The organism is Bilophila sp. 4_1_30, assembly GCF_000224655.1.
Classification (GTDB): domain Bacteria; phylum Desulfobacterota; class Desulfovibrionia; order Desulfovibrionales; family Desulfovibrionaceae; genus Bilophila; species Bilophila wadsworthia.
Map to the genome: position 1 here is coordinate 132,314 of NZ_JH114234.1, position 10,178 is coordinate 142,491.

Consider the following 10,178-nt stretch of genomic DNA (forward strand, 5'->3'; position numbering starts at 1 on the left):
TCAAGAAAGTTTCTCCCTCCCCTCCCCAATTTCGCATTCATCATTCCCCAATCTCACGCCCCCATACGCCGAGGCGATCGATGATGAACTCGGTGATCTGCTGATGCTCGGCCTTGCCCGTGCCTTCGATGCGCATGGGCGCACCGAATTCAAAGTGGATGGTCTTTTTGACATCCACCGGGCCGAAGTCTTTGAGGAGGTTCCCATTCCCCCACGCATCGGTCTTGAGCGCCACCGGAATGACCGGAACCCCGGCACGCTTGGCAAGCTTGACGCCGATGGTATTGAAATGCGCGGGGTCGAAAACGGAACTGCGCGTGCTCTGCGGAAAAACAATGACGGAACGGCCTTGCTTGAGCCTCGCCTCGCCGCCCTCAAGCACCGCGACGAGATCTTCACGGGGATTGCTGCGGCCGACGACGATGGGCTCGCGCGACCCGAGCACCGGGCCGAAGAAGGGATACTTCAGCAGGCTTTCCTTCACCACAAAGGTCACGTCCTTCCACGGCTGGATCATGGAAGGCAGCACAAACGTCTCCAACGTGCTCATATGGTTGCCGATAAAGACGCAGGGGCCTTCCAGCGAACGGAAATGCTCCAGCCCGGTGGCTTCGATGCGGCAGCCCACGGATTCGAGCGCGTGCGCGATACCCTCGCTGCTTTGGGTCCATGCTTCGCCGTCGTATTGATTGCGCATGGCGTTGCAGCCAGCCTTGAACACGATCCAGATCATGGGCGCGTAGAACCCCAGGTTGGGGCTGATGCGGCTCAGGAAAGAAGGGGTACGCGGGGACGTCAGATACCAGTTGGCGTCGAACAGATGGGAAGATGTCGTCATGAGCGGGACCTAACGGTTTTCGGGTTTGGTGCGTTTCAGGCGCTTGCTCCAGCTTGCCAGGCGGGGCTCCTCCCCATATTCCTTGGGCTGGTAGAACACGCGGTTCCTGACCGAGGGAGGGAGGTAGTCCTGTTCCACCCACGCCTGCGGAAAATTGTGCGGGTATTTGTAATCCTTGCCGTATCCCCATTCGCGCTGGAGCTGTGTCGAGGCGTTGCGCAGATGCAGGGGCACGGACTGCGGGCCGTTGACTTTCACCTCCCGCGCCGCGTTGGCGTAGGCCGCGTAGGTGGAATTGCTCTTGCGCGCAAGGGCAAGGTAGACCACGGTTTCCGCCAGCGGGATGTAGCCTTCGGGCATCCCCACAAACTCCACGGCCTGTTGGCAGGCGACGGCCAGCGGCAGGGCCTGCGGATCGGCCAGCCCCACGTCCTCGGAGGCGGACAGGATGAGCCTCCGGCAGATGAAACGCGGATCTTCGCCGCCTTCGAGCAGGCAGGCCAGATAGTACAGCGCCGCGTCGGGATCGCTGCCGCGGATCGATTTGATGAGCGCTGAGGCGTATTCGTAATGGCTGTCCCCATCCTTGTCGTGGCGGGCCATGATCTCGGGCAGGGTGGCCTTGACGTGGGGCAGGTTGCGTTTCTCTTCCGGCAGGGACGAGGCGTACTCCACCAGATTGAGCATGGTCCGGGCGTCGCCGTGGGCCGCTGTCGAAAGGAAATCAAGGATCTCGTCGTTCAGGGTGACGGAAAGGGCCGCCGCGCCGCGCTTGCCGAGTTCGAGCAGTTCGGGCCGCCCGAGCTGGCGCAGCCGCAGGACGTGCAGCCGCGAAAGCAGCTGGCGGGTCACGCTGAAAGAGGGGTTTTCCGTGGTCGTGGCGATCATGGTGAGATCGCCGGACTCCAGCAACGGGAGGAAGAAGTCCTGCTGCGCCTTTGAGAAGCGGTGCAGCTCGTCGAGCACAAGGATATCGACGCCGGTAAGCTGGCGCCGGAGCTGCTGCAAACCCGCCTCGGGAGCGCTCAGGCGCAGGACGTTGCCGCCCCGGGCGCGTGCGAGCAGGAGGGCCAGCGTGGATTTGCCGCAGCCCGGAGGGCCGAACAGGAGCAGGCTCGGAAGGCGCGGGCCCTCCAAGAGCGTGGTCAGGCGCTCGGCGAGGTGGCTCTGTCCGACGAAAAGAGCCAGTTCGGAGGGGCGCAGGCGTTCAGGCAGAGGCTGGGACAGGGACATGAAGGCTCCAAACTTGCCCGCCGGGGCGGGTATCGTTAAGCGTCGGCGCTTTCGAGGACGACTTCGTCCCTGCCGTCGCGTTCTTCCATAAGGACATTGACCTTTTCAGAGCGGGCCGTGTTGATTTTGCGGCCCACGTAGTCGCCGTGGATGGGCAGTTCGCGGTGGCCGCGATCCACGAGGACAAGGAGTTCCACCGTCTTGGGGCGGCCATAGTCGAGGATGGCTTCCAGCGCGGCGCGGATCGTGCGCCCGGTGAACAGCACGTCGTCGACGAGGATGACGTTTTTATTGTCGAGAGGTGTGGTGATGTTGGACTCGCCGATGGTGGGGCGGGCGTGCATCGTGGTCCAGTCGTCCCGGTACAGGTTGATGTCCAGCGTGCCGAAGGGCAGCTTTCGTCCGAGCTTGTCTTCCAGCACCTTGCCGAGACGGACGGCGAGGTCGACCCCGCGCCGCTGGATGCCCAGCAGTACGGTCTGTTCACAGTCTCCGTGACGTTCCATGATCTGGCAGGCGAGACGGTCGAGAACGCGGGCGATCTCGTCGGCATGAAGAAGGACGGTGGTTTTCATGGGGCAACTCCTCTTGAGGTCCGGGCACGTGTGCCGCGAGGGGACGGGCTCCCGCGCGCCTTGAGATCGTCAGGATATACTATTCCCTGTAGAGTGAAAAGATCGGATTTGTCCATGAAATACACGGGGACGGCCCCATGGGGCGGCTCCGGCGGGGCAAAGGAGGCTTGACAAGGACCGCCCGGCAACTATGTTATCCCCACTCAGGCCGTCGCAGCGAGGGCCTGTAACAGCCCGCGTGTCCGGGAGAACGGCCTTCCCGCCCAAAGGGCGTTAAGCCGGAACCGCCAATCTTAACAAATCCCGAAAGCAGCCGCAGAAAGCCTTTATCGAAAGACCGAAAGCGACGGATGAGGCTGCGTTGGAGGACCTGATGATCTCTCTTACCGAAGAGGCTCGCAAAGAGCTTGAAGCGTATTTTGAAGGCAAGGAAAAGACCCCCATCCGGGTGTACCTTGCTCCCGGCGGCTGCAGCGGGCCCCGCTTGGCCCTCGCCCTCGACGAACCCGGCGAGGACGACGAAACGTCCGAGGACAACGGCCTGACGCTCTGCATCAATAAGGAACTGGTCGAGAAGGTCGGCGCGGTGACCGTCGGCATGACCCATATGGGGTTTGTGGTCGAATCCGAAATCCCCCTGCCGAGCGGCGGCAACGGCGGCGGCTGCTCGTCCTGCTGCGGCGGCTGCGGCAGTTCCGGCGGTTGCCATTAAGGTTGAGGCTGCGGGACAGCCCCGAAAGGCCCTCCCGTACCGATATGCTCAAAGCGAACCATCCGGCGGGGTTCCCGTTGCGCAAAAAGCGATTCCGTGAGAAAAGCCCTAACGAAAGGTTCCCTTGCCATTTGGCTTTTGTACACTACCTTCTGAAGAAGACGGATATGGCGCTTTCCCGCATTTGTCCGTTTCCCCTCTTCATCATTTATTCCGGAGGAAACAACCATGTTTACGATTAGCGAAACGGCTTCCCACGAGCTGGAAGCGTATTTTGCCGACAAGGAAAAAACGCCTATCCGCGTGTATCTCGCCGCTGGCGGCTGACGCGGCCCGCGCCTCGCTCTGGCTCTGGATGAGCCTACTCCCGAAGACAAGGTTTTTGAGCAGGACGGATTTACCTTTTGCATCGCTGGCGATCTTCTTGAAACCGTGGGCGGCGTGAGCATCGACCTGACGTACATGGGCTTTTCCGTCGAACCCGAAATTCCCCTTGCCAATACGGGCGGGAGCAGTTGTGGCGGAAGTTGTTCCTCCGGCAGCTGCGGTACCCACTAGCTCCCATAGCATTTGACGACAAAAAGGCGGCGTTCCGAAGAACGCCGCCTTTTTTCGTGAGGAGCCCGTCCCTTGATTGCGTGGGGACGCCTGCGGTTAAGAGCGCTTTTGGCGGCGCCCTTGATTGCAGCAGGGACACCCGCCGGTATGCAGCACGCCTTTTTCCTCCGCCTTGACCAGCAGCCAGACGACGGCGACGAGAAAGGCGAGCGTCAGCAGGACGGACATGTTAGATGCCCAGGTTGTTGTAGCCGCAGTCCACGAACATGATTTCGCCGGTCACGGCGGAGCCGAGATCGGAGGCGAGGAAGACGGCGGCCTTGCCCACGTCTTCGGTGGTCACGTTGCGGCGGAGGGGGGCGTGTTCTTCAATGTGATTGAAGATCTGCTTGAAGTCGGAAATGCCAGAGGAAGCCAGCGTCTTGATGGGGCCGGCGCTGATGGCGTTGATGCGAACGTCCTTCGCGCCGAGATCGACGGAAAGGTAGCGGACCGAAGCCTCAAGGGCCGCCTTGGCGACGCCCATCACGTTGTAGTTGGTGATGATCTTCTGAGCGCCGTAGTAGGTCATGGTGAGCACGGACGCGCCGGGGTTCAGCATGGGCTCGAAGGCATGGCAGAGCGCGGTCAGGGAATAGGCCGAGACGTTCAGGGCCGTGGCGAAACCGTCGCGGGAGGTTTCGATGAAGCGCTTGGTCAGGTCTTCACAGTTGGCGAAGGCGACGGAATGGACGAGCACGTCCACGCCGCCCCATTTTTCTTTCACGAGCGCGGCGGCGGCGGCGATGTCCTCGTCGCTGGTCACGTCGCAGGGGAAGATAAACTCACCGCCGAGCTCCTCGGAGATGGGTTCCACGCGCTTGTGGATGGCTTCACCGGCATAGCTGAACGCCAGCCGGGCGCCATGTTCCTTAAAGCAGGAAGCGATTCCGTACGCGATGCTTCTGTTGTTGGCTACCCCGAAGATGAGGCACTTTTTGTCTTTCAACAGCATGATTTCCTCGTAGTTGGTACTGAGTGGAAAAGGGGCCTCCGGCGGCCGGGGAAAAGCTCCCCCAGTGACAGGCAAACCGGAATGATCCGTGAATCTCCCTTCCGCCGTCGGCGGAAAGGCGGTTTCCAGGCTGCAGAGGCCGGTAATGAGTGGTGCGGAAATTCCCGCGAACGGGCTTGATGGCATCAGCCATACGCGTCCGGCAAGCGTTTCCGTCGCCCGGTTTTCCGCCTGCCGAGTGGTGCGGGCGGAGTGCGGGCATACGGGCAAGCTCGGAGGAGGCTCTTTGAGATAAAGAGTTCCTCCTCCGCTTTTCCCTCATTTTATATTAGAGAGCAAGCTCGGAGCCGGTCAGAATGCGGTAGGCTTCGAGATATTTGTTCTGGGTGGCTTCGACCACCTCCTTGGGCAGGGCGGGCGGCGGCGGGGTCTTGTCCCACGGCTGTCCGGACAGCCAGTCGCGGAGGTACTGCTTGTCGAAGCTCGGCTGGCTCTGGCCCGCCTTATAGCCCTCGGCTGGCCAGAAGCGGGAGGAGTCGGGCGTCAGCACTTCGTCGATGAGGATCAGCTCGCCGTCGACCATGCCGAATTCGAACTTGGTGTCGGCAATGATGATGCCGCGGCTTTCAGCCCACGCGCGGCCTTCCTTGAAGAGGGCCAGGGCGATGCTCTCGATCTGATCCGCGATGTCTTTGCCGAGGATTTCCGCGGCCCGGGCCGTGGAAATGTTCTCGTCGTGCTCGCCGAGTTCCGCCTTGGTGGACGGGGTGAACAGCGGCTGTTCGAGACGGGCGGACTCCAGCAGGCCTTCGGGCAGCTTGTAGCCGCAGACGGAACCGGTGGCCTTGTAGTCCTTCCAGCCGGAGCCGGTGATGTAGCCGCGCACGATGCATTCCACCGGCAGGGGCTTGGCCTTTTTCACGAGGACCGAACGGCCTTCCAGTTCTTCGCGGTAGGGGGCCAGCGCGGCGGGGAACTTGTCCACGTCGCTTTCGATGAGGTGGTTCTTGACGAGGTGGGCGAACTTTTTCATCCAGAACAGGGTGATCTGGTTGAGGATGACGCCTTTGTACGGGACCGGCTCGTTCATGATGACGTCAAAGGCGGACATGCGGTCCGTGGTGACGATGAGCAGGGTGGAGTCGTCGATATCGTAAATATCGCGGACTTTACCCCGGTTGAGCAAGGGGAATTCCTTGATGTCGGTTTTGGTCGTGACTTTCATGTGACGTCCTTTGAGCGTTGGCGTGGGTTGAACGTTGACGAAATTATTGCTTCCGGCATTCCATCGAGCGGGCATGGGCTTCGAGCTGTTCCATGCGGGCGAGCCGGGCCACGGCGTCCGCATTGGCGGCGGCGAAGGCGGGGCTGGCGGCGATGATGCTGGTGCGTTTGCAGAAGGTCTGTACGGAAAGGGCCGAGGAGAAGCGGGCCGTGCCGAGCGTGGGCAGCACGTGGTTGGGCCCGGCGAAGTAGTCGCCGAGGGGCTCCGGCGCGTAGGGGCCGAGGAAGACCGCACCCGCATGACGGATACGGGGCAGCACGGACCACGGCTCGCGCATCAGCACTTCAAGGTGCTCCGGGGCCACGCGGTTGGCGAGGGCGATGGCGGCGTCCATGTCCGGCACGAGGACCACGGCACTCCAGTCTGCCAGCGATTTGCGCACGATGTCGGCACGGGGCAGGGTGGCTGACTGGCGTTCCAGTTCCGCGATGACGGCATGGGCCAGCGCCTCGTTGTCCGTGATGCAGATGGCGGAGGCCAGAGCGTCGTGTTCGGCCTGCGAGAGCATGTCGGCGGCGAGCCATTCGGGGTTGGCGGAATCGTCGGCGAGGACGAGGACTTCGCTCGGACCGGCGATCATGTCGATGCCCACCCGGCCCTGCACGAGCCGTTTGGCGGTGGTCACCCAGATGTTGCCCGGCCCGGCGATGACGTCCACGGGCGCGACGGTTTCGGTGCCGTAGGCGAGCGCGGCGATGGCCCACGCCCCGCCCATGCGGTAGATTTCATGCACGCCGAGCAGATGCGCGGCGGCGAGGATATGCGGATTGAGGGTGCCGTCGGCGCGGGGCGGCGTGACCACGGCGATTTCGCGGACGCCCGCGGCCTGCGCGGGGATGGCTGTCATGAGCAGGCTCGAGATGAGCGGCGTGTTGCCGCCGCGTCCGCCGGGGACATAGAGCCCGGCCCGGTCCACGGCCTCGATCTTCTGGCCGAGGATCGTGCCGTCGTCGCGGGTGAGGAACCATGAGCGATCTTTCTGGGCTTCATGGAAGGCGCGGATATTGTCCGCCGCCTGTTTGATGCAGTCGAGGCTTTCGGCGGGAATGTCGCGGGCGGCCTGCTCCAGCTCCTCGGCGGGCACGCGCAGGGGAGGCCGCATGTCCGGACAGTCGAACCGCCGGACATACTCGAGGACGGCGCTGTCGCCGCCCTTGCGGACCGCGTCCAGCATGGCACGCACGTCCGTTTCCACGGTCTGATCGGGGTTGTCGCGGTTTTCCAGAAGCCGCAGCAGTTCCGGCCACATGGCTTCTGACGACAGCGACAGCAAACGACACGTCATGATGACTCCTTGGGCCTCCGGCGGACCGGGGGCGTCTCCGGGGCTCCCCGGATGATGAAGAGGCTTGGTAAGAACAGATGACTTTAGAGCAGGAACGTCGGAAAGTCGAGCCTCCCGCCGAGCGTTTTCCCTAGTGGATTTCTAGGATTGGCGCGGGCAATGGGCGGGATCGTTTTCCGTTTTCGTTTTTTGATTGTGCGTCACGCTCTTTACGCAGGGGCGGAAACAGGGTATCGCCTTGCTCATGAAGAGAGTGTTTTTTCTTTTTGGAACCATCATCGGTGTGCTCGTGGCCCTCGGCCTCGCAGCCGTGGTTGGCGTCTATTTTTGGGCTGTCCGGGATTTGCCGGGGTTTACCCGTATCGCCGATTACCGTCCCGCACTCACCACCACCGTTCTGGCGCGTGACGGGAGCGTCATCGGTTCTTTTTATCGGGAAAACCGTTTCCTCATTTCGCTCGATCAGATGCCCAAGATGCTCCCCAAGGCTTTTCTGGCCGCTGAGGACGCTGAATTCTATGAACACGAGGGCGTGAACCCGGTCGCCATTTTCCGCGCCTTCCTTATCAACCTCCAGTCCGGCACGAAGCGGCAGGGCGGCAGCACCATCACGCAGCAGGTGATCAAGCGCCTGCTCCTGACTCCTGAACGCAGCTACGAGCGCAAGATCAAGGAAGCCATCCTCGCGTACCGTCTGGAGCATTACCTTTCCAAAGATGAAATCCTGACAATCTATCTGAACCAGACCTTCCTCGGGGCCAACGCGTACGGCGTGGAGGCTGCGGCTCGGACGTACTTCGGGAAGAACGCCAAAGATCTCACGCTGGCCGAATGCGCCATCATCGCGGGCCTGCCCAAGGCTCCCTCCCAGTACAACCCCTACCGTGACCCGAGCGCCGCCATCGGTCGCCAGCACTACGTGCTGCGCCGTCTGCGCGAGCTTAACTGGATCACGGAAGCCGAGTACGACGCCGCGCTCAAGCAACCGCTGGTGTTCAAGCAAATGGCGGACGGCATGGGCCGTCAGGGGGCATGGTATCTGGAAGAGGTGCGGCGTCAGCTTATTGATCTGTTCAGCGAGGAAAACGCCAAAAGGCTCGGCATCGAGTTGCCCGTTTACGGCGAGGATGCCGTCTATCAGATGGGCTTTACCGTGCAGACGGCTATGAGCCCTCCCGCGCAGATGGCGGCGGACGAGGCGTTGCGTTCCGGGCTGGAAGACTTTACCCGTCGTCAGGGCTGGCAGGGACCGGTGGAAAAGATCCCGGTGGCGGACTTGAAAGAGCGCATCGAAAAATCGCATTTCTCCCCCGACATGCTGGCGAACGGCGAACGGGTTAAAGGCATCGTCACCCGGATCACGGACAAAGGCGTGGATATACGTCTCGGGAAGTACAGCGGGTTCATCGACAACGCGCAGCTGAGCTGGGCGAAGAAGACGCTCCGCAGCAAGCAGAAGTTCCTTGAATCCGGTGATGTCGTTTGGGTGGCCGCCGTCAGCGACCCCAAGAACCCGTACAATCCGGATGAGGCCGAACTGAACAAGCCTATCCGCCTGTCGCTCCAGTGCGTCCCGGAATTGCAGGGCGCGCTCATTTCCATTGAGCCTGAGACGGGTGACGTGGTGGCGATGGTCGGCGGCTACAGTTTTCAGGAAAGCCAGTTCAACCGCGCGACGCAGGCGTTCCGGCAGCCGGGGTCGTCCTTCAAGCCCATCGTCTACTCCGCCGCGCTGGACAACGGCTTTACGGCGGCCTCCGTCATCCTCGACGCGCCCGTGGTGCAGTTCCTTGAGAGCGGCGACGTGTGGCGTCCGAGCAACTACGAGAAAAACTTCAAGGGGCCGCTCCTGCTGCGCACGGCGCTGGCCCTGTCCCGCAACCTGTGCACTATCCGCGTGGTGCAGCAGATGGGGGTCCAGAAAGTCATTGAGCGGGCCAAGGATCTGGAGCTGGAGCCGCATTTCCCCGAAGTGCTGTCGGTCAGCCTCGGTGCGGTCGCGGTTACGCCGCTGAACATGACGCAGGCCTACACCGCCTTCGCCAACGGCGGCATGGTCAGCAAGGCGCGGTTCATCCTCTCGGTCAAGAACTTCTGGAACGAAACCATTTATGAGTCTCAGCCCGATTTGCGTGATGCCATTTCCCCGCAGAACGCTTATGTGATGTCCTACCTGCTCAAGGAAGTGGTGAACGCGGGCACGGCGACGAAAGCCAAAGTGCTCGGACGGCCCGTCGCGGGCAAGACCGGGACCAGCAACGACTGGAAGGACGCGTGGTTCATCGGCTTTACGCCGCATCTCGTGACGGGCATGTACGTCGGGTACGACCAGCCCCGGACGATGGGCCGTAGCGGCACGGGGGGCAGCATGGCTCTGCCGATCTTCGTCGAGTACGCGAAATCGGCGTTTCAGGCGTATCCGCCGGATGACTTCGAGGTGCCGGACGGGATTTCCTTTGCGAACGTGGACCAGACCAGCGGGCATCTCGTGGAGAGCGGCGGGTTGCGGCTCCCCTTCTATACGGGCACGGAGCCTGGTTCCAGCACGTCCGAGGAAGCCATTTCCGGTGTGAACACCCGCGGCGAGGATTTGCTGAAGCAGATGTTTTAGCTGGTGGGAGAAGATTGGGGGGAAGGGAGGGGAAGCCTTTTCTGGAGAAGGGTTTCCCCTCCCTTCCCCCACCCCCCCATCCCTCCT

The 10,178-nt window shown here is 62.1% G+C and carries 10 protein-coding genes; 3 read left to right on the forward strand and 7 right to left on the reverse strand.

All coding sequences use genetic code 11. The features are described from left to right. Positions 1–40 precede the first annotated feature (40 nt). Genes HMPREF0178_RS16735 through pyrR form a run of 3 tightly spaced genes read right to left on the reverse strand, consistent with a single transcriptional unit; the run spans position 41 to position 2,646 of the window. A complete protein-coding gene (locus HMPREF0178_RS16735; protein ID WP_009380958.1) occupies positions 41–838 on the reverse strand; it encodes a 1-acyl-sn-glycerol-3-phosphate acyltransferase in 798 nt (265 codons plus the stop codon). 9 nt (positions 839–847) lie between these two features. Beyond that, complete coding sequence (locus tag HMPREF0178_RS16740) at positions 848–2,071, reverse strand: replication-associated recombination protein A (protein ID WP_005029614.1); 1,224 nt, start codon at positions 2,069–2,071, stop codon at positions 848–850. Positions 2,072–2,106: 35 nt separating this feature from the next. Further along, positions 2,107–2,646: a bifunctional pyr operon transcriptional regulator/uracil phosphoribosyltransferase PyrR gene (gene pyrR / locus HMPREF0178_RS16745; protein WP_005029616.1), complete on the reverse strand. Its 540-nt coding sequence runs from the start codon at positions 2,644–2,646 to the stop codon at positions 2,107–2,109. A 373-nt stretch (positions 2,647–3,019) separates the two neighbouring features. Here pyrR and HMPREF0178_RS16750 point away from each other — a divergent pair, with 373 nt between their 5' ends. Together HMPREF0178_RS16750 and HMPREF0178_RS22670 are read left to right on the forward strand one after the other, a co-directional pair. Next, entirely contained in the window at positions 3,020–3,358 is a 339-nt protein-coding gene (locus HMPREF0178_RS16750; protein ID WP_009380959.1) for an IscA/HesB family protein, read from the forward strand. Between the two features lie 228 nt (positions 3,359–3,586). Then, positions 3,587–3,916, forward strand: coding sequence for an IscA/HesB family protein (locus HMPREF0178_RS22670; protein ID WP_227327737.1), 330 nt, complete (start codon positions 3,587–3,589; stop codon positions 3,914–3,916). Between the two features lie 96 nt (positions 3,917–4,012). Here HMPREF0178_RS22670 and HMPREF0178_RS22860 read toward each other — a convergent pair whose 3' ends face one another. The 4 genes from HMPREF0178_RS22860 to hisD form a co-directional block, all read right to left on the reverse strand. Continuing rightward, positions 4,013–4,144 carry a hypothetical protein gene (locus HMPREF0178_RS22860; protein ID WP_255344682.1) on the reverse strand — a complete coding sequence of 44 codons (132 nt, stop codon included), beginning with the start codon at positions 4,142–4,144 and terminating at the stop codon, positions 4,013–4,015. Position 4,145: 1 nt separating this feature from the next. Next, entirely contained in the window at positions 4,146–4,910 is a 765-nt protein-coding gene (locus tag HMPREF0178_RS16760) for an enoyl-ACP reductase (protein WP_009380961.1), read from the reverse strand. A gap of 328 nt (positions 4,911–5,238) precedes the next feature. After that, complete coding sequence (locus HMPREF0178_RS16765; RefSeq protein WP_009380962.1) at positions 5,239–6,135, reverse strand: phosphoribosylaminoimidazolesuccinocarboxamide synthase; 897 nt, start codon at positions 6,133–6,135, stop codon at positions 5,239–5,241. 43 nt (positions 6,136–6,178) lie between these two features. Further along, positions 6,179–7,480, reverse strand: a complete 1,302-nt coding sequence (gene hisD, locus HMPREF0178_RS16770) for a histidinol dehydrogenase (protein ID WP_009380963.1) — start codon at positions 7,478–7,480, stop codon at positions 6,179–6,181. Positions 7,481–7,724: 244 nt separating this feature from the next. Here hisD and HMPREF0178_RS16775 point away from each other — a divergent pair, with 244 nt between their 5' ends. Continuing rightward, positions 7,725–10,091, forward strand: a complete 2,367-nt coding sequence (locus tag HMPREF0178_RS16775; RefSeq protein ID WP_009380964.1) for a penicillin-binding protein 1A — start codon at positions 7,725–7,727, stop codon at positions 10,089–10,091. Positions 10,092–10,178: the final 87 nt, after the last annotated feature.

What these genes read in the sequence shown, in the direction of transcription:
- HMPREF0178_RS16760 (WP_009380961.1), bottom strand. Translation starts at nt 4,910, where the DNA reads ATGCTGTTGAAAGACAAAAAGTGCCTCATCTTCGGGGTAGCCAACAAC.
- HMPREF0178_RS16765 (WP_009380962.1), bottom strand. Translation starts at nt 6,135, where the DNA reads ATGAAAGTCACGACCAAAACCGACATCAAGGAATTCCCCTTGCTCAAC.
- hisD (WP_009380963.1), bottom strand. Translation starts at nt 7,480, where the DNA reads ATGACGTGTCGTTTGCTGTCGCTGTCGTCAGAAGCCATGTGGCCGGAA.
- HMPREF0178_RS22860 (WP_255344682.1), bottom strand. Translation starts at nt 4,144, where the DNA reads ATGTCCGTCCTGCTGACGCTCGCCTTTCTCGTCGCCGTCGTCTGGCTG.
- HMPREF0178_RS16750 (WP_009380959.1), top strand. Translation starts at nt 3,020, where the DNA reads ATGATCTCTCTTACCGAAGAGGCTCGCAAAGAGCTTGAAGCGTATTTT.
- HMPREF0178_RS16735 (WP_009380958.1), bottom strand. Translation starts at nt 838, where the DNA reads ATGACGACATCTTCCCATCTGTTCGACGCCAACTGGTATCTGACGTCC.
- HMPREF0178_RS16775 (WP_009380964.1), top strand. Translation starts at nt 7,725, where the DNA reads ATGAAGAGAGTGTTTTTTCTTTTTGGAACCATCATCGGTGTGCTCGTG.
- pyrR (WP_005029616.1), bottom strand. Translation starts at nt 2,646, where the DNA reads ATGAAAACCACCGTCCTTCTTCATGCCGACGAGATCGCCCGCGTTCTC.
- HMPREF0178_RS16740 (WP_005029614.1), bottom strand. Translation starts at nt 2,071, where the DNA reads ATGTCCCTGTCCCAGCCTCTGCCTGAACGCCTGCGCCCCTCCGAACTG.